Source organism: Rhabdothermincola salaria, assembly GCF_021246445.1.
GTDB classification, from domain to species: Bacteria; Actinomycetota; Acidimicrobiia; order Acidimicrobiales; family Acidimicrobilacustridaceae; genus Rhabdothermincola_A; species Rhabdothermincola_A salaria.
Window position 1 is genome coordinate 332,779 of record NZ_JAJQXW010000003.1, and the last position, 24,437, is coordinate 357,215.

Below are 24,437 nucleotides of genomic sequence, written 5' to 3' on the forward strand. Positions count from 1 at the left end.
GACGAGACCCTGATCAGGGACGCGACGCCTGCGCTGCTGGCCTCGGGCTGGCCACGATCGGTCGATCGGTGGGCTCGACCGCAGGGGCCGTGCCGAGCACCCGGTCGGCGACGGCGTCGGCCGGGCCGGGGGCCGCGAAGTGGAACCCCTGGGCGCGGTCGCAGCCGAGCTCGGCGAGCACGTCCGCCTGCTCGCGGGTCTCGACGCCTTCGGCGACGACGCCCATGCCGAGGGCGTGGGAGAGCTCGATGATCGAGGCGACGATGGCTCTCTCGGTCGCCCCCGCGGCGAGGCCGTGGACGAAGGACCGGTCGATCTTGACGAAGTCGAGGGGGAACATGCGCAGGTACGACAGCGACGAGTAGCCGGTGCCGAAGTCGTCGAGGCCGACCTTGACGCCGGCGGCACGCAGGAACGTCAGACCCGTGAGGGCGGAGTTCGACGCCTCCATCAGTATCCGCTCGGTGACCTCGACCTGCAGGACGCCGGGCGGAAGGTGGTGGTCGGCGAGCTGGTCGATCACCGACTGGGCGAAGCCGGCGTTGGCCAGGTCTCGGGCCGTGACGTTGAGGGCCACGTCGACGAAGGCCGTGCCGGCGAAGGGCACGCGCCACGCCGCGGCCTGCTCGACGACCTGCCCGAGCATCCACTCGTCGATGGTGGCCAGGACGCCGGTCTCCTCGGCGACCTCGATGAACGCCTCGGCCGCGATGAGCTCTCCCGCGTCGTCGTCCCAGACCCGCACGAGCGCTTCGACGGCCACGGTCTCGCCGCTCGCCAGCTCGATGATCGGCTGGTAGGCGACACGGAGGCGGTCCTCGGCGAGGGCCCGGCGCAGCATGCGCTCGGTGCCGAGGCGGCCGACGGCGCGGGTGCGAAGGTCTTCGTCGAACACGTCGGCTCGGTCGCGGCCGCGGTCCTTGGCTCGATAGAGGGCGAGGTCGGCCTCCTGGAGGAGCCCTTCGGCGCTGTGGCCCGCGTCGGAGGTCACGGCGACGCCGGCGCTGGCGGTGCAGATGAACTGCTCGTCGCCCACCACGAAGGGGGCGCGACCGGCCTCCACGATGCGGGCCCCGAGCGCGACGGCCTCATCGGGGTCGACCACGTCCTCGATGACGACGGCGAACTCGTCGCCCCCCAGCCGGGCCAGGGTGTCCTGCGGCCGCAGGACCTGCAGCAGCCGTTCGGCCATCTGCGACAGGACGGCGTCACCGATGTGGTGGCCCAGCGAATCGTTGATCAGCTTGAAGCGGTCGAGGTCGAGGTAGAGGACGGCGACGAGGCTGTCCCCGCGGTCCAGCCGGAGCAGGGCGTGGCGGAGCCGATCGAGGAAGACGGTGCGGTTGGCCAGACCGGTCAGCGGGTCCGATGCCGCCTGGCGGCGCAGGTCGAGCTCGGACTGCCGGCGCTCGGCGACGTCTCGCACCGCCGACACCACCAGGCGTTCGCCGCCCGCCTCGATCGACCGAGAGCGGGATTCGATCCATCGATAGGAGCCGTCGGCGCACCGGAACCGGTAGGTGGTGGTGATGGTCTCGCCGTCGCGCCAGGCCTCGCCGTGGGCCTCTTCGATGAGCCGGCAGTCGTCCGGGTGGGTGAAGGAGATGAGGGGGCGGCCCAACAGCTCGGGGGCCGTCCACCCGAACGGCTCGAGCCCCGCCGAGGACACCAACCGGTACACGCCGTCGACGCCGGTGACGGTCTGCAGATCGGGCGAGCCGTCGACGACCACGCCGGGCAACGCAGCATCGACGGTGGTACCACCGGCAGTCGTCGTCGCAGCCATGTCGCTCCCCGTGAGGCTGAGCGCTACCGAGGTCCGGAGCAACGCGGCTGTCGTGTCGTCCGCATCGGCGAGGCGAGCGGCTCGTGTGGTGATCCTACCGTGCCGCCCGGCCCGGCGGAAGGGGCCGGGCAGGGTGTACGGTGACAACGGCACGACAACACAGCCCAGACGTGCCGGACCAGCACCACGCTGGTTCGGGAGCGGTGCTCCGGACCCTGGTAGCGCACGTTGCTCGCAACGACCGGAACCAGGACACCCATGCGTACCCACGAAGAGCCCTCAGCGTCGGTGTGCCGACGCGGGTCCCCCGATCCAGGTAGCGATCCCCTCCGCACCGTGGTCTGGCTCCGCGGCGACCACCACCTCGGCACCCGAACGCGTCTGTCGGCGGCCATCGCCGAAGCCGCCCGGGCCGACGACGCCGACCTCGTCGTCGACCTCAGCGGCGTGACCTTCATGGACGCGTCGACCATCGGCGCCCTCGTCGTCGCCCGACACCACCTCCGAGCTCGCTCCCGATCGCTGTGCGTCCGGGCCCCGTCACCGCTCGCCCGGCGACTCCTCGACGCGTGCGGGCTGGTCGCCCTGATCGACGACGACGCCGAGCCTGCGCACCCGCCCGCGGCCCCCGCCCTGGGCTCGTGGGTCGACGTGCCCGCATCGGAGCGCTCCGGCGATCCTGCGCCGTCGGCCAGCCGCGGGGCCCCGTCCCCGCGGCCTGCGCTCGTCGAGGTGGAGCACGGCGCCGACCTGGCCGGGTCGGTCCCGCCCCACCGAGGGCCGCCGTGACCGAGGACGGCCGCCAGCGCCGGCTGGCCATCCTCGAACGCCTGCTGCACCCCGGCCCGGGGTTCACGACCGAGCGGCTCTGCCAGGTGTGCGCGGGCGTCACCGGTGTGACCGGGGCCGGGATCATGCTCATGGCGGGCGACATCCCCCGCGGATCGGTGTGCACCACCGACTCCGTCAGCGGCGTCATCGAACAGCTGCAGTACGACCTCGGCGAAGGTCCCTGCGTCGACGCCTACCACCAGGACCGTCCCGTGTACGAGCCCGACCTCGCCCAACCCGACACGCTGCGCTGGCTGGCCTTCACCGGACCGGCCGTCGAGGCCGGCGCCAGGGCCATCTTCGGCTTCCCCCTCCAGGTCGGCGCCGTCCGTCTCGGTGCGCTCAACCTCTACAACGACCGTTCCGGGTCGCTCACCGACGACCAGCGCCGCGACGCGTTGGTCATGGCCGACGTGGCCGCCCAGGCCGTCCTGCTCCTCCAGGCCGAGGCACCCCCCGACACCCTCGCCGCCGAGCTGGAGACCAACGCCAACTTCCAGTACGTGGTCCACCAGGCGACAGGCATGGTCGCGGCCCAGCTCGAGGTCACGGTCAGCCAAGCCCTGATCCGCCTGCGCGCCTACGCCTTCGGCAACGACCGACCCCTCACCGATGTCGCCCGCGACGTCGTCGACCGACAGCTGCGCTTCGACGCCGACAGCGGCGAGAAGGACCTCATGCCATGACCACCCACCATCTCGTGCCCGCGCCCCCGCCGCCCGGGGACCCTACGATCGAGGACCTCGGGCCCGAGGTCCGAACCGACAGGCCACATCGCCGGTGGTCACCCGACGGGAGCCCCCGATGACCAGAGAATCCGTGCTCGCCCAAACCTTCGTCGAGCTGGCCGACACCCTGGTCGACGACTTCGATGTCGTCGACCTCCTCACCCTGCTCGCCGACCGCTGCGTCGAGGTGCTCGACGTGCAGGCCGCCGGGATCATGTTGGCGGCGCCGGACGGACAGCTTCGCGTCATGGCCTCGTCCAGCGAGGCCATGCGCGTCCTGGAGCTGTTCGAGATCCAGGCCCAGGAGGGCCCCTGCTACGAGTGCCACCGCACCGGACAAGCCGTCGTGAACCAGGACCTCGACGCCTCGGATGGCCCGTGGCCGCAGTTCGCCACCGAAGCGCTCGGCGCCGGGTTCCGCTCGGCCCATGCCCTCCCCTTGCGCCTTCGCGGCTCGGTGATCGGCGCGCTGAACCTCTTCCGGTCCGGCTCCGGGGCGATGGGCCCCGCCGACGTCGACCTCGCCCAGGCGTTCGCCGACGTCGCCACCATCGCCATTCTCCAGCACCGGGCCGCGCTCGAGGCGCAGGTCCTCGCCCAGCAGCTGACGCACGCCCTGAACAGCCGGGTCATGCTCGAGCAGGCCAAGGGCATGGTCGCCGAGCGGCTCGACCTCGACATGGAGCGATCCTTCTTCACCCTTCGCAGCTACGCCCGCAACCACAACCTCCGACTCAGCGACGTCGCCCAGTCCGTCATCGACAGCTCACTCCCACCGTCGGAGCTGCAGTCACCCCCGGCGACCCGGTCGTGAGTGCCTGACCCTCAGGCAGCCGGACGGGTGGCCCGACGACGGCGCTGCCGCCGGATCGACCACGTGGCCCCCACGAGCAGGGCCAGCACGGCGCCGGCGCCCAAGAGGACCGCCCACGGCATCGCGTCGTCTGCTTCGGTCACGGGGACCGGGTCCCCGGCGGCCGAGAAGGTGATCGTCGCCTCTCCGGTCCTCTGAGTCAGCCCGCTCTCGAGGGTGATGACGGCGTCCCAGGGCCCGTCGGGGAGACGCTCGTCGAGCGCCACCCGCACCGGCTCGCTGCCGTCGATGGCCAGCGTGCGCCCGAGCTCGGCGGGGAACGGCCCGGCAGTGAGGCCGCCCGGACCGTTCGACAGTTGCAGCGTCCCCGTCATGTCGAGAGCCCGACCGCCGGTGTTGCGCACGATGGCCGCGACCACGGGGGCGCCATCCGCCGAGCGTTCCGCCGTGAGCGCCTCGATCTCGAAGTCGGCCGCAGGTGGCCCTCCCGGACCCACCGACACGTAGAGGCGGATGCCGACACGGCTCACTTGGACGACGCCGGTGGCGTCGGCCTCGTCGGATCGGGCCTCGGCCCAGACGACGCCGTACTGCTCGCCGGGGGCGGCGTCGTCGGGAACGACGATGCGAACCACGGCGATCTCGGTCCCGCCGGCAGGGACGGTGGCGGCGTCGGCGGTGACCGACGTCCACGAGGCGAGGTCGTTGAGCTCCCTGCCGGGGGCGCCGACGAACGTGCCGTCGTCGATGGTCGCAGCCGCGGGATAGAGCACGAGCTCCTGGGCGGTGTCCGTCGTGTTGGCCACCTCGACGCGTCGCTCGATGACGGCGCCGGGCGCGAGGTGGTCGACGACGTAGATCCTGGCCCGAGGGTCGTCCTTGGCCGAGACCGGGGCATCGAGCAGACGCAGGCCGATGCCTCCGGGGTTCTGCTCGTCGGCGGTCGCCGCCGACACCGGTGCGCCGCCGGCGAGGAGGAGCAACCCCACGGTGAGCGAGACCAGCGCCAGACGGAGGGCGCGGGGTGGGCGAACGTCGTCGGTCGTGGGCGTCCGCACTAGAGCACCGAATGGGTGATGGTGGCGGAATACACGTTGGCGGCCATGCCGCCGGGGACGGCGACGGTGATCGTCGGGTTCCAGGTCGCCGAGTTGTCACCGGTGATCCCCGACGCGGTGACCGCCGCACCCACGCCGGTGAGGTCGACCGGGTCGTTGGCCGTGTAGGTGGCGGTGCCGACCTTCGTGATCACTCCTGCGCCGTAGCTCACCGCCGAGGCCGCGATGGCCGGCCCACTCGGCGGGGTGAACGCCGTCGAGATGACGCTGGCCACCCAGCCCGAGCCGGCGGCGGCACTGCGGGCATCGTCGACCTGGACCTGGCCGAGGGGGCCGCTGATGGTGCCGCCCTCGACGGTGTTGGCCCGGGTGCCGAGAGCACCGGCATCAGCAGGGACGGTGATGATGAGTGCGCCCCCGGTGACGGTGATGGTCGCGGTGGTGGGCTCCTGGCCAGCGACGGGGCCGACGCCGGTCCCGAGGACGATGACCGCCGTGGCGGCAGTGGCGGTGGCGGCGAGCAGGCGGGCTCTGGTCATGGTGGGTCGTCCCAGCGTTGGCGATCGGAGAGTTCCGGATCAGCACCTTCCTCCAGGTGATCGGCAGTTGCGGCCGGCCTCTGGTCACAACGTCCGATCAACATCTCGGCGAACCCACTACAGGAGCCCAACAACGGTTCAGCCCGGTTCCGAGGGGTCCGACACAGTGCGGACGAGAGTGCCGTCCGGCGCTCCCGAGACAAGGGACACCCCATGAAAACAGCCAAGACCCTGCTGCTCGCCGCCGGCGCCACCGCGCTCGTGCTGGGCGTCGCGGTGCCGGCCTCCGCCGACGACACCACCACCACGTTCAGCCTCACCGGCGGCAGCCTCACCCTCAGCGTGGCCGCCAGCGCGGCACTCACCAACCAGGCCTCGGGCGTCGCCGCCAACACCATCACCGGCACCCTCGGTGAGGTCCTGGTCACCGACGCTCGCGGCGGCACCGCCGGCTGGGTCACCTCCGCAGCGTCGACGACGTTCACCGGCACGGGCCTGTCCGTCTCCACCGGGGTCGCCTACACCAACGCCACCGTCACCACGACCGGCACCAGCACCGTGGCACCCGCGGACGGGCAGTCGATCACCGCCGTGGCGCCCGTGGCCACCGCCACCGCCGTGTCCGGCAACAACACGGCGGCCTGGAACCCGACGCTCGACGTCAGCATGCCCGCCGGCGCACTCGCCGGCGACTACTCGGGCACCGTCACCACCTCGCTCGTCTAGGCAAAAGCGAACCACCGGTAGCTCGAACGACGGGCCCGCTGCTTGCGCAGCGGGCTCTGCCGCGTCGAGGGCGATCAGCGCGGCGTGCCGGCGGCCCGCTGCGTGGCGCAGAGCCTCGCCGCCTCCGTCATCCCGGCCTCCGCCACCACGTCACCGATGATGTCCAGCGACCGGTCCAGCACGACGGGGGGCACGCCACGCGTCGCCAGGACATGGGCCAGCCACTCGACGAAGGCGGTGAAGATGCCGTCGTCGCCCAGGTCGATCGACGTCACCAGGTAGCTGAGGATGTAGCCGACGTCGGTGCGCGTGCTGGCGAGCTGGGCCGGGGAGTAGGTGGCCATCGCCGGCAGACGCTCAGCCATGGCGGACAGGCACGATCGCTGCAGCTCCTCGGTGGCCAGCTCCAGGGCGAACGCCTCGGGAGGTGAGGGGGCCGGGGATCGCTCGCGAGCGGGCGGCGCAGCCAGGGCGGCACCGAGGTCGGCGGTCGGACCGATCCACCCGCTGGCGCCGAGCCGTCGTGCTCGGACGTCGTCGGACCCGAATGCAGCCCCGGCCGCCAGGGCGGGAAGTCCGAGCTCGGCGACGGCGGCGAAGCACCGGCGGGCACCGCCCAGGAACAGCGGGACGGTGCAGCTGATCACCACGACATCGGGCTCGGTGACCGCGGCGTACCGCTGGAGGTCGTCGGCCGGGAGGCTGCCGCCGAGGAAGGTCACGTCCCACCCCTCACTGCGGAGCAGCTGGGCACCCATGCGGGCCGGCGTCGTGTGGTGCTCGCCTTCGGCGCAGGCCACCAGGGCCGTCCCCCGCCACGCATCCGGGGCCCGTTCCTGCAAGGCCAGAGCTCCGAGCACACCGTCGACCACCGCGGTGGACGCGTGCTCATCGGCGGTGCTCCACAGGTTCGCCGCCCACCGATCCCCCACCTCGACCTGCACCGGGGCCAGGACGTCCGTGATGATCGCGTCGGTCTCGAGGCCACGGGAACGGAGCGCGAGGACGAGCTCGATCGCCGGTCGCGGCTGCCCTCGGCGGGCCACGCCCAGCAGTTCGGCCGCCTCCGGCCCGAGTGGTGTCACGGCGCTTCGGTGCACGAGCGTCCCGACGCTGTCGGGCCGGGACCATCCGGACCCACCACCACGGCCGCCGCGGTGCGGGACCCACGGGCCCGGAGCGGGGACGTCACGAGCGGGTCGCGCTCTCGTCGACACCGCGTCGAAGGCGCGACGGTCGGGCGAGGTCGATGAGCTCTTCCCGGGCGGCGCCCTCTCCGAGCCGTTCCGCTCGACGGAGGAGGTCCACGGCCTGGCGTGCATCCTCGACGAGGCGCGGCAACAGCCGCTCGAGCTGCATGCGGGCGACCGTGAACCGATCGACCTCGACGAGCACCGACGGCCCTTCGCCGAGGGACACGTCGACGGGGAGCGCGTGCTCCCCTGCGTCGGTCGCCAGCACCGGGAGACCGCCCATCCCCCGGATCGTGGTCTGGAGCAGCTCGGCTGCGGCCGGCGCGGAGCGAACCCGCAGCAGACCGCGCAGCAGGTCGGCGACGACGTCGGACTCGGCGACTTCCACGGCCGCCGTCGGCCGTTCCGGGCCGCGGGCGAGCGGTGGCGGACCGGGTCTGCGGTGAGGCGATGGGGCACCGGCCCGCCTCGCCGACGGGCGATGGCCATCGTCGGTGGCACCGGAGGCACCCGCCACGCCTGATGCGGGTGCCGTCGGGATCCGGCCGGCCCCTTCGATCAGCACATCGCGGGCCGGCGCAGGGCGTCCGAACAGGTAGCCCTGACCGAAGGAGCATCCGAGGCGTCGCAACTCCTCGTGTTGCGCCTTGGTCTCGATGCCCTCGGCCACCACGAACAGGCCCAGCTCTGCGCCGAGCGAGATGATGGAGCGGACGATGGCGGCGTCGTTCGCCGTGTCACCGGCTCTCGCCACGAAGCTGCGATCGATCTTGAGCGTGTGCACCGGGAAGCTGCGCAGGTAGGTGAGGCTCGCCCAGCCCGTCCCGAAGTCGTCGATCGACACGCCGACGCCGAGGTCGACCAGGCGGCGCAGCACCAGGCACGCCTTCTCCAGCTCCTCGACCACCGCCGTCTCGGTCACCTCCAACCACAGGCAGGCCGGGTCGAACCCGGCGTCGCCCATGATCTCGGTGAAGCGCTCGACGACCCCGGGATCGGCCAGCTGCCGGGTCGACACGTTGACGGACAAGTAGATGTCGGCCCCCGCTCGGCGCCACTCGGCGGCCTGCCGGCAGGCCTTCTCGAGCACCCGTTCTCCGAGCCCCACGATCAGGCCGCTCCGCTCGGCGGTGTCCAGGAACTCGGCGGGCGGGAGCGTGCCACGCTCCGGGTGCTCCCAGCGCACCAGCGCTTCGAAGGCGATGAGCCGACCATCGACGAGGTCGACGACGGGTTGGTAGTGGACGTCGAACTCGTCGTCGGCCAGGGCCTGGCCCAGCCGGGCGGTGAAGCTCGCATCCTGTTCGAGCGAGCGGTCTCGCCGAGCGGCGACGGCAGAGCGGTTCACCGACACGATGCCCACGGGCTCACCGACGCCGTCGCGGACGAGCGTGGTCGAGCTCAGGATCTCGACGGTCGAGCCGTCCCGCGCCAGCTGCATGCTCTCGCCGTGCCACCGCCCGGTGTGCTCCAGGTGCTCCCACATGTCCGGGATCTGGTCGTGTTCGTCGACCCACCGGAGGACGTCGAGGACGTGTCGCCCCCGCACGTCGACCTCGCTCCAGCCGTAGAGGCGCTCCGCGGCGGCGTTCCAGCTGCGGATGTGGAAGTGCAGGTCGGTGATGATGACCGCATCGGTGAGGTCGCCGAGCACGCCGATGACCAGCCGGCGCAGCCGGGCCGAGGCATCGCTCACCGGGGTGAGCCGCACGCGCCGCGCCGGACGGGCGTGCCAGGAGACGGGGGCCGAATCCACCGCCGCGGTGACCTCGCCCGCATCGCCGTGCCGGAAGTCCATGAGCTGGGAGCGTCGAGGCGTCCCCGTGGCCGTCACGAGGAGCCGCTCTCGCGCCGCGGCCGAGGAGGCGGTGGTCACGAGGTCGACGAGCCGCCTGCCGACGACCGCTCCTGGAGCGGCGGCCCCGACCAGGTCGGCGGCGGCCTGGTCGCAGAACACGATGAGGCCGTCGACGTGGACGATCTCGCCCGGCTCGAGCAGTGGCGCAGCCTCTTCCACCCCGGCCTCGCCTTCGACGGCGGCGTTCGGGAGATCCAACCGGTAGCCGGCTCCCCGCACCGTCGCGAGGAGCGTCGGACGCGCCGGATCGACCTCGAGCTTCTGGCGGAGGCGCCGTATGTGCTCGGTGACCGTGGCCGCCTGCTGCCACTCCGAGGCCGATCGCCACACGGCGTTCAGGAGCTGCTCGCGATCGAAGACGTGCCCCGGACGCACCGCCAGGTACGCCAGCAGGTCGAACTCCTTCGCCGTCAACTTGACCCTCTCGCCCGCCGAGGTCACCTCCCGAGCCACCAGATCGATGTCGAATCGACCGATCCGGAGCACGGCGTCAGCGGCCGGGTCCCGACGTCGTCGGACCGCCAGGACGCGGGCCGTGAGCTCACGGAGGTAGAAGGGCTTCACGACGAGGTCGTCGGCCCCCCGCTCGAGCGCCCGCACCCGGTCGGCTTCGACCGTCGCTCCACTCAGCACGATGATGTGGGCGGTCGAGCCCGACGCCCGGAGGCCGTCGATGACGTCCAGACCGGACCCGTCGGGCAATGCCAGCGCGACGATCACCACACCGAACGAGCGGAGGGCGATCGCCGCCTCGGCGCCGGCGACGGTGTCCGCGACGGTGACGTGGATCCCCTGGTCCTGCAGCTGGGCCCGCACGCGCGCCCGGATGCCCGCCTCGTCGTCGACGAGCAGGACGCTCACCTCGGGCTCGCGCCAGGGTCTGGCGAGGACGAGGCGACGCTCTCGACACAGCCGTCGCGGCCGTGTCGGCTGCCCAGCTCACGTCCTCGATCCATGTCACCGCTTCCCAGCCGCCCGGCGCGATCGGCGCCCGCGTAGCTGTCGAAGCCCGACGGTAACGGCGTCGCTCCGATTGTCCTCGGCGCTCGCGGGAGATCGACGATTCCGGTGGGCCCTGGTCGCTACTCGATGCGCAGGCCGGAGATGGCCCGGCTGATCACGAGGCGCTGGATCTCGCTGGTGCCCTCGAAGATGGTGAAGATCTTGGCGTCGCGGTGCCAGCGCTCGACCGGGTACTCGCGGGTGTAGCCGTACCCACCGAGGATCTGGATGGCCTGCTCGGTCGCCCAGACCGCCACCTCGCCCGCCTTCAGCTTGGACATCGAGCCCTCGCCGGCCACGAACTCCTTGCCGGTCGCCGCCATCCACGCGGCGCGATGCACGAGCAAGCGGGCCGCGTCGATCTCCATCTTCATGTCGGCCAGCTTGAAGGCGATGGCTTGGTTCATGATGATCGGCCGGCCGAACGCCTCGCGCTCCTTGGCGTAGTCGAGGGCGTACTCGTAGGCGGCCCGGGCCACGCCGAGGGCCTGGGCCCCCACCGCCGGCCGAGTGGCCTCGAAGGTGGCCATCGCCGGCTGCTTGGCGCCGGTCCGGCCCTTGTCGCGGCCGCGAGCCAGGCGATCGTCGAGCTTCTCCTTGCCGCCGAGGAGGCACCGCCCGGGCACCCGCACGTCGTCGAGGACCACCTCGGAGGTGTGCGACGCCTTGATGCCGTGCTTCTTGTACTTCTGGCCCATGGAGAGGCCCTTGGTGCCGGGCGGCACGACGAAGCTGGCCTGGCCCCGCCCCTTGAGCTCGGGGTCGACGGCGGCGACCACGACGTGCACGTCGGCGATGCCGCCGTTGGTGATCCAGGCCTTGGTGCCGTTGAGCACCCACTCGTCGGTGGCCTCGTCGTAGACGGCTCGGGTGCGCAGCGACGAGACGTCGGACCCCGCGTCGGGCTCGCTCACGCAGAAGGCACCGAGCTTCACGTCGTCGGCGGTGCCGTAGCACTGGGGCACCCATTCCATGACCTGGTCCTGGGTGCCGTTGCCGGTGATGCCGGCGGCGGCGAGACCCGAGCCGAAGATCGACAGGCCGATGCCCGCGTCACCCCAGAACAGCTCCTCGATGGCGACCGGCAGGGTGAGCCCCTGGGGGTCGGCCATGGCGTTGGCCATGAACTCCCAGCCGTAGAGGCCGACGTTGGCGGCTTCCTGCACGATCGGCCAGGGGAACTCTTCCTTCTCGTCCCACTCCTCGGCGGCGGGGCGCACCACCGAGGCGGCGAAGTCGTGGACCCACTCCTTGATGGTGAGCTGGTCCTCGTTGAGCTCGAGGCTGAAATCGGCCATGGGGCACCTCGCTGGTGTGAGTCGTCGTGGGGTCCGAGGGGGTCGAACCCGCCTCCCTCCAAGTTACCCGCCGGTAACCGCGGTGACCACCATCAGGCTCTCGGGCCGGGGTGGAAGCACCGTCGGCGGGGCTCAGGCCCGACGGACCTGGGTGCCCTCGGCGGTGTCCTCCACCAGCCACCCGGCGCCCGACAGCTCGGCCCGCAGGGCGTCGGCGGTGGCGAAGTCCTTCGCCGCCCGGGCCTCGTCGCGGCGGCGGGCCAGGTCGCGGATCTCGTCGGGCACGTCGTGAGCCTCGGCCGCCAGCACCAGGCCGACCGCCTCGGTGATCGCTCCGATGGCTCGCACCAAAGGGGCGGCGGTCCATCGGTCGCCGGCATCGAGCGCGGTGTTGACCCGGGTGACCAGGCCGAACAGCAGTGCCACCGCCGCCGGGGTGTCGAGGTCGTCGTCCATGGACCGGCGGAACTCGGCGAGGGCGTCGGCGTCGGGCTCCACCTCGGAGCTGTCGAGCGCCAGCCCGACCCCCTTGGCCCGGCGGGCCACCGCGTCGAGGCGTTCGAGCGCAGCCGAGGCATCGGCGGTGGTGGACGGGGTGACCTCGAGCGGGCTGCGGTAGTGGGCCCGCAGCACCAACAACCGGTAGGCGCGGGGGTCGGTGCGCTCGACGAGGTCGAGCAGGGTGGTGAAGTTGCCCAGGCTCTTGGACATCTTCTCGCCGCCCACCTCGACGAAGCCGTTGTGCACCCAGTGCCGGGCGAACGTCCGCCCCGTGGCGACCGCCTGGGCGCGCTCGTTCTCGTGGTGGGGGAACGCCAGGTCCTGGCCGCCACCGTGGATGTCGAAGCCGTCGCCCAACAGGTCGAGCGACATCACCACGCACTCGGTGTGCCAGCCGGGCCGGCCCTCGCCCCACGGCGACGGCCACGACGGCTCGCCGGGCCCGGAGAACTTCCAGAGGGCGAAGTCGACCGGCGAGCGCTTGTGCTCGGCCACCTCGACCCGGGCGCCGGCCTGCAACGACTCGAGCGACTGGCGCGCCAGCAGCCCGTAGTCGTCGACGACGGCCGGGCTGAAGTAGACGCCGTCGTCGGAGACGTAGGCGTCGCCCCGCCCGACCAGGTCGACGATGAGCTCGACCATGCGCTCGACGTAGGCGGTGGCGTGGGGGTCGTGGTCCGGGCGGGCGACACCGATGGCCTCCATGGCCTGCCACCAGATGGCCTCGTTCTCGGCCGCCACCTCGTCGGTGCTGCGGCCGCTCTCGACGGCGCGCGCCATGATCTTGTCGTCGATGTCGGTGATGTTCGACACGTACGTGACGTCGAGGCCCGACCAGGTGAGGTAGCGGCGCAGCACGTCGAACACCAGCGAGAAGCGACCGTGACCGAGGTGCGGCGGCCCGTACACGGTCGGTCCGCACACGTACATCGACACCTTGCCGGGCTCACGGGGCTCGAACGGGACGACCCGTCCCTGGGCGGTGTCGAAGAGGTGCAGCACGTCGACACGCTACCGGCGCCCTCGCGCCCCGCCCGAACGGCTTCGGGGACCGGCGAGGGTCGGCGGTAGCCTCGGCGCCACCTATGAGCCCGGCAGCCCCCACCCCCCGCGACACCTGGACCGTTCCCGAGAAGCCCACCCTCGACGACCTCGAGGACCGCTGGGGCGAGGTCTGGGAGCAGCAGGGCACCTACCGCTTCGATCGCACCGCAGAGCGCCCCGACGTGTACTCCATCGACACGCCGCCGCCCACGGTGAGCGGGTCGCTGCACGTGGGCCACGTGTTCAGCTACACCCACACCGACACCATCGCCCGCTACCAGCGCATGCGGGGCAAGGCCGTCTTCTACCCCATGGGCTGGGACGACAACGGCCTGCCCACCGAACGTCGGGTGCAGAACTACTACGACGTCCTCTGCGACCCGTCGTTGCCCTACGACCCCCACTTCGAGATCCCCACCCCGGTCGAGACACGCACCAAGGCCGAGCGCAAGGCCCCCAAGGTCCACATCAGCCGGCGCAACTTCATCGACCTGTGCAACCACCTCACCGCCGAGGACGAGAAGGTCTTCGAGGACCTCTGGCGCCACCTCGGGCTCTCCGTCGACTGGTCGATGACCTACGCCACCATCGACGAGCGCTGCCAGCGCGTCGCCCAGCGTGCCTTCCTGCGCAACCTCCAGCGAGGCGAGGCCTACCAGGCCGAGGCCCCGGTGCTGTGGGACGTCGACTTCATGTGCGCCGTCGCCCAGGCCGAGCTCGAGGACCGCGAGCAGGCCGGTGCCTACCACCGCCTGCCCTTCCACGGCCCCGACGGCGACGTGTTCATCGAGACCACCCGACCCGAGCTGCTGCCCGCCTGCGTGGCCCTCGTCGCCCACCCCGACGACGAGCGCTACCAGCCCTTGTTCGGCACGACGGTGCGCACCCCCCTGTTCGGGGTGGAGGTCGAGGTCGTGGCCCACGAGCTGGCCGATCCCGAGAAGGGGTCCGGCATCGCCATGATCTGCACCTTCGGCGACCTCACCGACGTGATCTGGTGGCGCGAGCTGCAGCTGGCCACCCGATCCGTGGTGGGCGAGAACGGTCGGCTGCTGGCCGAGGCCCCCGAGTGGATCGCGGCCGCCGGGGCACCGGCCGAGGCGGCCTACGGCGAGCTGGCCGGCAAGAACGTCAAGCAGGCCCAGGCCCGCATCGTGGAGCTGCTCACCGAGAGCGGTGAGCTGGTCGGGGAGCCCAAGCCCATCACCCACCCGGTGAAGTTCTTCGAGAAGGGCGACCGCCCCCTCGAGATCGTCACCAGCCGCCAGTGGTACCTGCGCAACGGCGGCCGCGACCTCGACCTGCGCGACGCGCTGCTGCAGCGGGGCCACGAGCTGCACTGGCACCCGCCCCACATGCGGGTGCGCTACGAGAACTGGGTCAACGGCCTCAACGGCGACTGGCTGGTGAGCCGCCAACGGTTCTTCGGGGTGCCGTTCCCGCTGTGGTACCCGGTCCTCGACGACGGCACCGTCGACCACAGCCGCCCCGTCCTCCCGCCCGAGGACGCCCTGCCCGTCGACCCGTCGACCGACGTCCCTCCCGGCTACGACGAGGCCCAGCGGGGCCAGCCGGGCGGCTTCGTGGGCGACCCCGACGTCATGGACACCTGGGCCACGTCGTCGCTCACCCCCCAGATCGCCACCGGCTGGGGCGAGGACGACGACCTGTTCGCCCGCACCTTCCCCATGGACCTGCGCCCCCAGGCCCACGAGATCATCCGCACCTGGCTGTTCTCCACGACCGTGCGCGCCCACCTCGAGCACGACTCGCTGCCGTGGCGCAACGCGGGCATCTCCGGATGGGTCCTCGACCCCGACCGCAAGAAGATGTCCAAGTCCAAGGGCAACGTGGTCACCCCCATGGGCCTGCTCGAGCAGTACGGCTCCGACGCCGTGCGCTACTGGGCAGCCAGCGGCCGGCCCGGCACCGACACCGCCTTCGACGAGGGCCAGATGAAGGTCGGGCGCCGCCTGGCCATCAAGTTGCTCAACGCCAGCCGTTTCGCCCTCGGCCTCGGTGGCGGCGACGGTGCCGCCCGGGCCACCGACACCACCGTGGTCACCGAACCGCTCGACCGGGCCGAGCTGGCCCGTCTCGCCGAGCTGGTCGACGACGCCACCGCCGCCTTCGACGCCTACGACTACGCCCGAGCCCTCGAGCGCACCGAGTCGTTCTTCTGGTCCTTCTGCGACCACTACCTCGAGCTGGTGAAGGGACGGGCCTACGGCGCCCGCGGCGACGAGGCCGCCTGGTCGGCGCAGGCCACGCTGCAGCTCTCGCTGTCCACGCTGCTGCGCCTCTTCGCCCCCTTCCTCCCCTTCGTCACCGAAGAGGTGTGGTCGTGGTGGCAGGACGGCTCGGTCCACACCGCGCCGTGGCCCGATGCCTCCACGCTGCGCGACATCGCCGACGACGGCGATCCCCTGGTGTTCGAGCTGGCCGCCGCCGTGCTGGGCGACGTGCGCAAGGCCAAGACCGAGGCCAAGCGCAACCTCAAGTGGCCGGTCGACCGAGTCGTCGTCACCGACCACGAGCCCCGGGCGCGGGCCCTGCGCGCCGCGGTCGACGACGTGCGCGAGGCCGCCAACGCCGCCGAGGTCGTGGTCGAGGTCACCGCCGAGCCCTCGATCGAGGTCACCCTGGCGTCGGAGCCCGACGACACCTGAGCCGCGCCCCGTTCCGTCACCCCGGCCCGGCGCGCCCGGGCGCCCCGCCCGAACGCGCCCTTCTTGCATGAGATCGTCGCTGCCGGCAGCGACGATCTCATGCAAGAAGCAGATGGGGTGTGGCACGGTCGTGAGGTGAGCCGCCCCTCCCGACCTCCTCGTCCGTGAGCGACCAGGGCCCGCCGGCATCCGGAACGGAGGCCGGAACGGAGGCCGGCACGGGCGCCGCCGGCACCGACCCCGCCCCGAGGCGGGCCGTCGGTCCGGTGGGGCTCACGTTCGTGGCCGTCGGCGGCGTGATCGGCTCGGGATGGCTCTTCGGTCCGCTGTTCGCCGCCCAGTTCGCCGGGCCGTCGTCGATCCTGGCCTGGGTGTTCGGCGGCCTCATGGTGATGATCGCGGCGCTCACCTTCGCCGAGATCGCCGCCATGTTGCCGGTCATGGGTGGCCTCGGCCGACTCCCCCAGTTCAGCCACGGCCGCACCGTGGGCACCATGATCGGCTGGACCGCGTGGGTGGGCTACGTCACCGCCGCACCCATCGAGACCCAGGCCCTCCTCGAGTACGTGAGCAACGAGGACGCGTTCGGCTGGCTGTTCACCGGCGACGGCTCCGACGGGCAGAACCCGCTCAGCACAGGGGGGTTGGCGGTGGCGGCGGGCCTCCTCGCCGCCTTCACGGTCGTCAACGCCTACGGGGTGCGCCTCTTCGCCCGGGTCAACACCCCGCTGACCTGGTTCAAGATCGCCGTGCCGCTGGTGGCGGCCGTCGCCCTGCTCACGCGCTTCGACGCCGACAACCTCACGAGCCAGGGCTTCGCCCCCGAAGGCGTCCGGGGCGTCATGGCCGCCATCTCCTCGGGCGGGGTGATCTTCGCCTTCCTCGGCTTCCGCCACGCCCTCGACATGGCCGGCGAGGCTCGGAGGCCGCAACGGACGGTGCCCATCGCCCTCACCGCGTCGTTGGCCATCTGCATCGTCATCTTCGTCCTCGTCCAGCTCGGCTTCGTCGGCGCGTTGTCCGCCTCGGACCTCACCGGCGGGTGGGGCGACCTCGACATCGAAGGGGCCAACGGTCCGGTGGCCGGCGTGCTGGCGGGTCTGGGGATGGCGGTGGTGGCGAACCTGGTGCTGGCCGACGCCGTCGCCGGGCCGCTCGGCGCCGGCCTGGTGGCCTCCGCCTCCACCGCCCGGCTCAGCGTCGCCGTCAGTCGCAACGGGCTCTTCCCGCGCGCCATCCGATCGATGTCGCGCCACGGCGTGCCGCTGCGGGCCCTGGTGCTCAACACCATGGTCGGCTTCGTGATCCTGGTGGCCTTCCGGGACGGCTGGCGGGAGATCCTGACCTTCAACGCCGGCGCCATCGTGCTGTCCTTCGCGGCCGGACCGGTCACCTTGCTGGCCCTGCGCCGGCAGATCCCCGACCGGCCACGTCCGTTCCGCCTCCCGGCGGTGAACCTGGTGGCGTCGGTGGCCTTCGTGGTGGTGGGCCTCATCGTGTACTGGACCGGCTGGGACACGCTCTGGAAGCTCATGGTGCCCCTCGCCGTGGGCGCCGTGCTCTACGCCTGGCAGGTGGTGCGCCGCCCCGACGAACGGTCGCAGCTCGACCTGGCCCAGGCCTGGTGGCTCGCGCCGTACTACGGCGGCCTGCTGGCCATCTCCTACGCCGGCAACTTCGACGGCGGCCGGGCGCTCGTGCCCTTCGGATGGGACGTGGTGCTGGTGGCCGCCTTCTCCCTGGCCGTGCTGCCCCTCGCGGTGCGGGCCCGGCTGCCCGACGACGAGGCCCGGCGCTACATCGCCGAGGACGATGACGAGCAGCCGCCCGACGATCCCCCATCGACGGCCACGGCGCGGTGATCCCGAGGGCTCAACCGGCGGTGCCGGTGGCCGACGAGGCCAGCCACTGGTCGATGGGCGCGTAGTCGTCGGTGAGCACCGGGGCGTCGTCGACGAAGGCCTCGAGGTCGGCCCCGGTGAGCACGACATCGTCGAGGCCCCGCGCCGCCACCGCGGCCTCGAGGGCCGCCACCGGGATCTCGTCGTCGCTGGCCAGCACCACCACGTTGGAGCCGCTGCGGCCCTCGATGGTGGCCGCCGGGGCGATCACGGCCACGTGGGCGAACACCTCGGCGAAGGTGGCGGCCTCGGACCGGGTGAAGCGCAACGGTGGGCGGTCGATGAGGTTGGCCACGTAGATCCCCCCGGGACGCAGCACCCGGTGGACCTCCGTCACGAACTCCTCGGTGGTGAGGTGCCAGGGTGCCGCCAGGCCGCCGAACGCGTCGCCGTACACGATGTCCTGGCTGGCGTCGGGCACCTCGAGCACCAGGCGACGCCCGTCGCCGAGGCGGACCTCGAGGTCGACGTCGGTGGGCGGCGGGAGCTGCTCGTCGACGAGGTCCACCAGGCCGTCGTCGATCTCGAGCACCACCGAGCTCGTGTCGGGGCGAGTGGCCTGCAACCAGCGGGGCATGGTGAAGGCGCCGCCGCCCACGTGCAGGGCGTCGAGGGCGGAGTCGGTGGGGAAGAAGGCGTCGGTGGCCGCCGCGAAGAGCTGCGTGTAGGCGAACTCCAGGTGGGCGGGATCGGCTTCGTCCACGTAGCTGTGGCGCAGCGTGTCGAGCCAGAGCACCTGCCCGGTCGGGCGGTCGGGGTCGGGCGCCACCCGGGCGCAGTGGTAGGTGGTCTCCACCTCGCAGGGGTCATCGACGACGGCGCCGAGCCCGAACCCGGCCAGCACGGCCACGGCCACCGCGCCCGCCGACCCCCAGCGCAGGCGGTCGAGCAGGACCCAGGCCACCAGCCCGCCGACGATGAGCAAGCTCCCGATGACCACGATGGTCACCGAGGTGGGGGCGGCGCCGATGAGCACGAAGCCGGCGAGGAAGGTGCCGATGATGGCGCCGGCGGTGCCCAGCGCCGAGATCCGCCCCACGATCTGGCCGGTCACGGCGAGGTCGTGCAGCTCGAGCTTGACCACCACGGGCGACACTGCGCTCAGCACGGCGGCGGTGGGGAAGAACCCGAGTCCGGAGAGCAGCAGCACCATCTCCACCTGACCGCCCCCGACCTGGCCCACCGTGCGCACCACCGGGACCGCGACGATGGCGAGCACCCCGCCGGCCACGAGCAGCGGGCCGATGAGGCGGCGGGGATCGATCCGGTCGGCCAGGCGCCCGCCGGCCCAGGTCCCCAGGGCGATGCCGGCCAGCACCGTGCCGATGACCCCGCTGTAGGTCTCGAGCGTGTCGCCCACGTAGGGAGCGAGGAGGCGGCCGGCCAGGATCTCGAGGATCAAGATGGCGGCCGACGTGGTGAAGACCAGGAACCCGGCCACGAAAGGAGGCATCCCACCAGGATGCAACCACCGGCCCCGGACCGCGCCATCAGGACGGCCGGCCGGTCGGGTTCCGGCCGCCTACCGCCGCGACGGGCCGGGCTCAGTCGCCCTCGGCGTCGCCCGGTGGATCCGGCCGCCGGGTGTCGGTTCCGGTGCCCTCTGGCTCTCGGTCGGGGCCGTGCCGGCCGTGCCCGCGACGGACCTGCTCGTCCTGCCGCTCGAGGTCGGCGGCGACCTCCATCGAGTCACGGGCCACCGCCGTCTCCCCGGAGGTGGACGGGTCGGGGCGGGGGCGCTCGTCGTCCTCGATGGGGTGCGAGGCGCCGGCGTCCGCACCCGGGGGGCGGTCGGCGACCGGGCTTCCGACGGTGACGGGCGCCGGCTGTCCGGCCAGGGAGCTGGTGAGGCCCTCGCGATGGAACGCGTTCTTGACCCGACGCTTGAGCTCGCGCTGGACGCGCCACTGGGCACCGGGCGCCGTCTTGAGCAGGAGCCGCACGGTGGCGCCCTCACGGGTCAACACGTTGACCCCCCACAGGTCCGGGGTGCCGGTGATGTCGGGCCGCCACGACTCGTCGGCCGCCAGGCGCTCGGCGATCTCGGTGATCATGCGCTCGACGGCCGTCACGTCGACGTCGAGGGACACCTGGACGTCGAGCACGGCGTAGGCGAAGTCCTGGGTGTAGTTGCCGACCCGGCGCACCTCACCGTTGGGCACGTGCCACACCGTGCCGTCGACCCCCCGCACGCGGGTGGCCCGCAGGGTGACCCGTTCGACGACCCCTTGGGCCTCGGGTCCGAGGTCCACCCAGTCCCCCACCCCGTACTGGTCCTCGATCACCAGGAAGAACCCGCTGAGGTAGTCCTGCACCATCTGCTGGGCGCCGAAGCCGAGCGCCACACCCACGATGCCCGCCCCGGCCAGCAACGGGCCCAGGTTGATCTCGATCACGTCGAGGATGGCCACGAGCGCGACGAACCACACGAACCCGGTGGTGAGCGAACGGGCCACCGCCGCCAGGGTGTTGGCCCGCGCCTGGGCTCGCAGGTTCTGCTCGTCGTCGCTCACCAGCCCGGCCGGGGCCCGGGCGCGCAGGCGGGCCAGCCGTTGGGAGTGGGCGGGTGCGCCCATCTTGGTCACGATGCGACCGACGACGGTTCGCAACAGCCGTCCGGCGATCCAGGCCAGGGCCAGGATGATGACGATGGCGATGGGCTTGGCCAGGATCCAGTCGGCCACCCCGGCCCAGGCATCGGAACCGGTCCAGTCGTAGATCCACCGGCAGGCCCACGACGGGTCCTCGCCGCAGGCCTGGCTCGGATCGCGCAGCGACTCGAGAGCCCCTGCGGCCGGGTTCTCGGCCTCGGTGGTGGTGGTCGCCTGGGCCAGCCAGGCAGGTGGCGACGAGGTGAGGGTCATCTCGAAGGGGCGATCTGGTGGACGGGCAGGGGCGGACGCGACTGGGGCCCCCGTCGCCGGGGGCCCCAGGAACGATCAGGGAGGGTCAGGACCCGAGGTTGGTGTTGACGAAGTCCCAGTTGATCAGGTTGTCGAGGACGGTCTCGATGAACTTCGGCCGCGCGTTGCGGTAGTCGATGTAGTAGGCGTGCTCCCAGACGTCGATGGTCCAGAGGGCCTTGGCGCCGTGCTTCATGGGCAGGTCCGCGTTGGCGGTCTTCATGATGGCGAGCTTGCCGCCGTCCTCGACCAGCCACGCCCAGCCGGAACCGAACTGGGTGAGCCCGGCCTGGGTGATGTCCTCACGGAACTTGTCGTAGCCCCCGAGGTCGCTGTCGATGCGGTCGGCCACCGCGCCGGTGGGCTGGCCACCGCCGTTGGGCGAGAGGCTGTTCCAGAAGAAGGTGTGGTTCCAGGTCTGCGCGGCGTTGTTGAACAGCCCACCGTCGGCCTTCATGATGATGTCCTCGAGCGAGGCGTCGGCATCAGCGGTGCCGTCGACAGCCTTGTTGAGGTTGTCGACGTAGGTCTTGTGGTGCTTGCCGTAGTGGTACTCGAGCGTCTCGGCGCTGATGTGGGGCGCCAGTGCGTCCTGGGCGTAGGGCAGGGGGGGCAGCTCGAAGGCCATGGAGAGGGTCCCTTCCTCGTGTTCGTTGACGGGCGGTGCAGGGGGGACCCTACCCGCCTGTGTGACCACGTACCCCGGCCAGCGACGGGCCGGACGCGACGAGGGACGAGCGCTGGCGCTCGTCCCTCGTGGTGGTCAGGCAGGGGGGAGACCCCCCGTGGGCGACTGGGTCAGCGCAACCCGGCGCGCGCCGAGCACGCCGGCCAGGCACCCCAGCCCTGGCGGGCGAGGAGGCGCTCGGCCGCGGCGATCTGCTGCGCACGGCTGGCCTGGTGGGGCATGGCGGCGTACTGGGTGCCGCCGACGTACTGCCAGCTCTGCTGGGTGAACTGCAGGCCACCGTAGAAGCCGTTGCCCGAGTTCATGGACCAGTTGCCCGAGCTCTCGCACTGGGCGATGGTGTCCCAGACGCTGCCGCCGCTCACGGACGGAGCGCCGGCCGACGACTGGCGTGCCGCCTGCTGACGGGCCTGCTCGGCCTGGCGGGCCTCCTCGGCGCGGCGGGCGGCCTCGGCCGCGGCCCGCTGCTCGGCGGCCTCGGCCTCGGCGAGGTAGGTGCCGGTGACGTAGCGCTGCAGGTCGTCCATGGCGTACCAGGACAGGTCGAACTGCTGCTCGGGGGTCATGGCGGCGATGGCGGTGAGGCTGGCCTCGAGCTCAGCGGCTTCGGCCGCCGCTGCGGCCTCGGCGGCGACGTAGACGTAGACGTCGACGGCGACGTCGCGCTGGGCCACGACGGTGTCGGTCACGAGGTCGGCGACGACGGTGTCGGCGGGAGCGGTCGCGGCCGCGTCGACGGTGTCGTCGGTCCGCTCGAGGGCGAAGGCCGGCAAGGCGACGGCGGCGGTGAGGGCGACGGCGCCCACGGCGGCCAGCCTGCGGGGACGGCGGAGGGTGGAAGTCATGTGCGGGGGGAACTCCTTTGAGCGCCGACGGTCGGCGCAATGCAACAAACAGCTGCGTACTCTGCTGGCTTTGTCACCGAAATGCAACATTCACCGCAACATTCGTGACATGACGTCCGGCACGTGCCCACAGCCGCGCCCGACGCCCCCGCGGACCCATCCCCCGGGCCGACGTCCGCCCCGACGAGCTGACCCCACGCTCCGCGGTCGACCTGAGGAGCTCTCACCGGGAGGTTCGCGCGCTCGGTGAGCACTACGGCGTCGGCTCCGGCAACCCGCCGAACCCCGCCTCAGTCCCCCAGGAGGACTCCCGCGGCGACCCACCCGGAGCGGGCCGCGCCCCCCACCAGAGGACCGTCGAAGATGTCGCCGGCGAGCACCGCCGGCGGCAGATCGCGCAGGACCCGGAACGGTTCGGGGACCACGGCGACGGGCCGGGCGTAGCGCCACCGCTGGACCTGCACCGCCTCGGGCCGGGGCTCGGCGATCAGTCGGGGCAGGGCGCCGAGGAGGGTGGACACCACCACGTCGTCGGGAGCGTCCCACAGCTCCGCGCTGGCGTGGGGTCCGGCGTGGACCGTCAGGGCGGGGACCCTGGAGATGCCCTTCAGCTGGTTGTCGGTGACGACCTCGATGGGCTCGCCCGCCGGACGCAGGATGCCCGGCGCGGGGAGGCCCGAAGGCCCGTCGAGCACCGCCAACAGCGCCAGGCAGGGGTGGTAGGCCGCCTCTCCCAGGACGTCCGCATCAGCGGCATGCAGGACCACCCCGCCGGCCTGGAGCACGGCCAGCGTCTGAGGGACCGGCGGCGTGAGCACCACCTGTCGGGCCCGAGCGGCGAGACCGTCCTCGGTCTCGACCGACCACGCCTGGATGCCGTTCGCCTCGATCACGCGCAGCGCCGTGACCCGGGCGGAGGTGCGCACCGCGACCGGGTCGAGGAGGTGCTTGGCCACCGAGGTCATGCCGTCGCGACCTCGCCAGCGAGGGTGTCCGTCGGCGGCTCGTCCGCCCGTCGGGAGGAGCCGGCCCTCGAACCAGGGCACGACGACGCCGGCGCGCTGCCAGTCGTCGACCATGGCCGTGAGGAGCTCGCCCGGCGCGGTGAAGAACTGCGCGCCGTGGTCGAGGGTGGCCTCACCCAGGCGACGGGTCGCCATGCGACCACCCACGCCGCGCGCCTTGTCGAGGACGAGCACCCGGGCGCCGGCGTCGTGGAGCCGGCGGGCGGCCACCGCGCCGGCGATGCCCGCACCGACCACGATGACGTCGGCCGGCGCCTCTCCCGCCGCGTGGGCCGAGGACGCCTCCGGGGTCACTCGGCGGAGGCCACGCCCACCGGGCACGACAGACCCGTGCCGCCGAGCCCGCAGTACCCGTTGGGCACCTTGTGCAGGTACTGCTGGTGGTAGTCCTCGGCATAGTAGAAGGGCCCCGCCGCGGCGATCTCGGTGGTGATGCCGTCGAAGTGGGCGGCGTCGAGCACGGCGCCGAAGCGCTCACGGCTGGCGAGGGCGGCCGTCATCTGGTCGTCGCCGGTGGTGTAGACGGCTGAGCGGTACTGGGTGCCCACGTCGTTGCCCTGACGGAACCCCTGGGTGGGGTCGTGGCCCTCCCAGAACACCTTGAGCAGCGTGTCGAAGCTCACCACGGCCGGGTCGAACACGACGAGCACGGCCTCGGTGTGGCCGGTGCCGCCCGAGCACACCTCTTCGTAGGTGGGGTTGGGCGTGAAGCCACCGGCGTAGCCGACGGCGGTGGTGTACACCCCGTCGAGCTCCCAGAAGAGCCGTTCGGCCCCCCAGAAGCACCCCAACCCGAACTGCACCTGCTCGAGGCCATCGGGGAACGGCGGTGCGAGCGGTGTCCCCAGCACGGCATGGCGCTCCGGGACCGCCATCGGCGTGTCCCGTCCTGGCAGAGCCGTCTCGGCGGTCGGCATCTCTGGACGCTTCAACCCGAAGAACATGGGAACAACGCTACCGGGACGACCCGTCGAGCAACGGGCCGGGCCGCGGGTCGGTGCCCGGAGGACCGTCGTGCCTACGCTGCG

19 protein-coding genes are annotated in these 24,437 nt (G+C 72.2%); 6 read left to right on the forward strand and 13 right to left on the reverse strand.

The features are described 5' to 3' along the window. Nucleotides 1-13 precede the first annotated feature (13 nt). Nucleotides 14-1,786 carry a putative bifunctional diguanylate cyclase/phosphodiesterase gene (locus tag LUW87_RS14855; protein ID WP_232671976.1) on the reverse strand — a complete coding sequence of 591 codons (1,773 nt, stop codon included), beginning with the start codon at nt 1,784-1,786 and terminating at the stop codon, nt 14-16. Nucleotides 1,787-2,122: 336 nt separating this feature from the next. On the opposite strand from LUW87_RS14855, the gene LUW87_RS14860 reads away from it, so the two are divergent. The 3 genes from LUW87_RS14860 to LUW87_RS14870 all read left to right on the forward strand — a co-directional run bounded on the left by LUW87_RS14860 (nt 2,123) and on the right by LUW87_RS14870 (nt 4,159). Next, nucleotides 2,123-2,575 carry an STAS domain-containing protein gene (locus tag LUW87_RS14860; protein ID WP_232671977.1) on the forward strand — a complete coding sequence of 151 codons (453 nt, stop codon included), beginning with the start codon at nt 2,123-2,125 and terminating at the stop codon, nt 2,573-2,575. Beyond that, entirely contained in the window at nt 2,572-3,303 is a 732-nt protein-coding gene (locus LUW87_RS14865; protein WP_232671978.1) for a GAF and ANTAR domain-containing protein, read from the forward strand. The genes LUW87_RS14860 and LUW87_RS14865 overlap by 4 nt, the downstream gene beginning before the upstream one ends. A gap of 118 nt (nt 3,304-3,421) precedes the next feature. Then, nucleotides 3,422-4,159 (forward strand): GAF and ANTAR domain-containing protein, encoded by a 738-nt coding sequence (locus tag LUW87_RS14870; protein WP_232671979.1) that lies wholly within the window; start codon nt 3,422-3,424, stop codon nt 4,157-4,159. Nucleotides 4,160-4,170: 11 nt separating this feature from the next. Here the strand turns inward: LUW87_RS14870 and LUW87_RS14875 are convergent, their stop codons facing one another. Together LUW87_RS14875 and LUW87_RS14880 are read right to left on the reverse strand one after the other, a co-directional pair. Then, complete coding sequence (locus LUW87_RS14875) at nt 4,171-5,217, reverse strand: COG1361 family protein (RefSeq protein ID WP_232671980.1); 1,047 nt, start codon at nt 5,215-5,217, stop codon at nt 4,171-4,173. Beyond that, on the reverse strand, nt 5,217-5,756 hold the full coding sequence (locus LUW87_RS14880) for a hypothetical protein (protein WP_232671981.1): 540 nt from the start codon (nt 5,754-5,756) through the stop codon (nt 5,217-5,219). Before LUW87_RS14880 ends, LUW87_RS14875 begins: the two co-directional genes overlap by 1 nt. Before the next feature lie 213 nt (nt 5,757-5,969). Here LUW87_RS14880 and LUW87_RS14885 point away from each other — a divergent pair, with 213 nt between their 5' ends. After that, on the forward strand, nt 5,970-6,482 hold the full coding sequence (locus tag LUW87_RS14885) for a hypothetical protein (protein WP_232671982.1): 513 nt from the start codon (nt 5,970-5,972) through the stop codon (nt 6,480-6,482). Nucleotides 6,483-6,556: 74 nt separating this feature from the next. On the opposite strand, the gene LUW87_RS14890 is transcribed toward LUW87_RS14885, so the two are convergent. The 4 genes from LUW87_RS14890 to cysS all read right to left on the reverse strand — a co-directional run bounded on the left by LUW87_RS14890 (nt 6,557) and on the right by cysS (nt 13,336). Further along, a complete protein-coding gene (locus LUW87_RS14890; RefSeq protein ID WP_232671983.1) occupies nt 6,557-7,567 on the reverse strand; it encodes a cobalamin B12-binding domain-containing protein in 1,011 nt (336 codons plus the stop codon). Between the two features lie 103 nt (nt 7,568-7,670). Then, a complete protein-coding gene (locus LUW87_RS14895; RefSeq protein ID WP_232671984.1) occupies nt 7,671-10,394 on the reverse strand; it encodes an EAL domain-containing protein in 2,724 nt (907 codons plus the stop codon). Between the two features lie 221 nt (nt 10,395-10,615). After that, entirely contained in the window at nt 10,616-11,833 is a 1,218-nt protein-coding gene (locus tag LUW87_RS14900; RefSeq protein ID WP_232671985.1) for an acyl-CoA dehydrogenase family protein, read from the reverse strand. 132 nt (nt 11,834-11,965) lie between these two features. Continuing rightward, entirely contained in the window at nt 11,966-13,336 is a 1,371-nt protein-coding gene (cysS, locus tag LUW87_RS14905; protein ID WP_232671986.1) for a cysteine--tRNA ligase, read from the reverse strand. Nucleotides 13,337-13,419: 83 nt separating this feature from the next. Here cysS and valS point away from each other — a divergent pair, with 83 nt between their 5' ends. Both valS and LUW87_RS14915 read left to right on the forward strand, forming a co-directional pair. Then, nucleotides 13,420-16,047: a valine--tRNA ligase gene (gene valS, locus LUW87_RS14910; RefSeq protein WP_232671987.1), complete on the forward strand. Its 2,628-nt coding sequence runs from the start codon at nt 13,420-13,422 to the stop codon at nt 16,045-16,047. A gap of 266 nt (nt 16,048-16,313) precedes the next feature. After that, nucleotides 16,314-17,909, forward strand: coding sequence for an APC family permease (locus LUW87_RS14915; RefSeq protein WP_232671988.1), 1,596 nt, complete (start codon nt 16,314-16,316; stop codon nt 17,907-17,909). 10 nt (nt 17,910-17,919) lie between these two features. On the opposite strand, the gene LUW87_RS14920 is transcribed toward LUW87_RS14915, so the two are convergent. The 6 genes from LUW87_RS14920 to msrA all read right to left on the reverse strand — a co-directional run bounded on the left by LUW87_RS14920 (nt 17,920) and on the right by msrA (nt 24,353). Continuing rightward, the gene (locus LUW87_RS14920; RefSeq protein WP_232671989.1) at nt 17,920-19,401 is read right to left on the reverse strand and encodes a fused MFS/spermidine synthase; all 1,482 of its coding nucleotides are present in this window, start codon (nt 19,399-19,401) and stop codon (nt 17,920-17,922) included. A gap of 91 nt (nt 19,402-19,492) precedes the next feature. Next, the gene (locus LUW87_RS14925; RefSeq protein WP_232671990.1) at nt 19,493-20,812 is read right to left on the reverse strand and encodes a mechanosensitive ion channel domain-containing protein; all 1,320 of its coding nucleotides are present in this window, start codon (nt 20,810-20,812) and stop codon (nt 19,493-19,495) included. 85 nt (nt 20,813-20,897) lie between these two features. Further along, nucleotides 20,898-21,479 carry a superoxide dismutase gene (locus LUW87_RS14930; protein ID WP_232671991.1) on the reverse strand — a complete coding sequence of 194 codons (582 nt, stop codon included), beginning with the start codon at nt 21,477-21,479 and terminating at the stop codon, nt 20,898-20,900. A 170-nt stretch (nt 21,480-21,649) separates the two neighbouring features. Next, the gene (locus LUW87_RS18905) at nt 21,650-22,384 is read right to left on the reverse strand and encodes a transglycosylase family protein (protein WP_283251148.1); all 735 of its coding nucleotides are present in this window, start codon (nt 22,382-22,384) and stop codon (nt 21,650-21,652) included. A gap of 290 nt (nt 22,385-22,674) precedes the next feature. Then, on the reverse strand, nt 22,675-23,703 hold the full coding sequence (locus tag LUW87_RS14940; RefSeq protein WP_232671992.1) for an NAD(P)/FAD-dependent oxidoreductase: 1,029 nt from the start codon (nt 23,701-23,703) through the stop codon (nt 22,675-22,677). Then, nucleotides 23,700-24,353: a peptide-methionine (S)-S-oxide reductase MsrA gene (msrA, locus tag LUW87_RS14945; RefSeq protein ID WP_232671993.1), complete on the reverse strand. Its 654-nt coding sequence runs from the start codon at nt 24,351-24,353 to the stop codon at nt 23,700-23,702. The genes LUW87_RS14940 and msrA overlap by 4 nt, the downstream gene beginning before the upstream one ends. Nucleotides 24,354-24,437: the final 84 nt, after the last annotated feature.

What these genes read in the sequence shown, in the direction of transcription:
- LUW87_RS14855 (WP_232671976.1), bottom strand. Translation starts at nt 1,786, where the DNA reads ATGGCTGCGACGACGACTGCCGGTGGTACCACCGTCGATGCTGCGTTG.
- LUW87_RS14870 (WP_232671979.1), top strand. Translation starts at nt 3,422, where the DNA reads ATGACCAGAGAATCCGTGCTCGCCCAAACCTTCGTCGAGCTGGCCGAC.
- LUW87_RS14880 (WP_232671981.1), bottom strand. Translation starts at nt 5,756, where the DNA reads ATGACCAGAGCCCGCCTGCTCGCCGCCACCGCCACTGCCGCCACGGCG.
- LUW87_RS14885 (WP_232671982.1), top strand. Translation starts at nt 5,970, where the DNA reads ATGAAAACAGCCAAGACCCTGCTGCTCGCCGCCGGCGCCACCGCGCTC.
- LUW87_RS14900 (WP_232671985.1), bottom strand. Translation starts at nt 11,833, where the DNA reads ATGGCCGATTTCAGCCTCGAGCTCAACGAGGACCAGCTCACCATCAAG.
- valS (WP_232671987.1), top strand. Translation starts at nt 13,420, where the DNA reads ATGAGCCCGGCAGCCCCCACCCCCCGCGACACCTGGACCGTTCCCGAG.
- LUW87_RS14920 (WP_232671989.1), bottom strand. Translation starts at nt 19,401, where the DNA reads ATGCCTCCTTTCGTGGCCGGGTTCCTGGTCTTCACCACGTCGGCCGCC.
- LUW87_RS14925 (WP_232671990.1), bottom strand. Translation starts at nt 20,812, where the DNA reads ATGACCCTCACCTCGTCGCCACCTGCCTGGCTGGCCCAGGCGACCACC.
- LUW87_RS14930 (WP_232671991.1), bottom strand. Translation starts at nt 21,479, where the DNA reads ATGGCCTTCGAGCTGCCCCCCCTGCCCTACGCCCAGGACGCACTGGCG.
- LUW87_RS18905 (WP_283251148.1), bottom strand. Translation starts at nt 22,384, where the DNA reads ATGACTTCCACCCTCCGCCGTCCCCGCAGGCTGGCCGCCGTGGGCGCC.
- msrA (WP_232671993.1), bottom strand. Translation starts at nt 24,353, where the DNA reads ATGTTCTTCGGGTTGAAGCGTCCAGAGATGCCGACCGCCGAGACGGCT.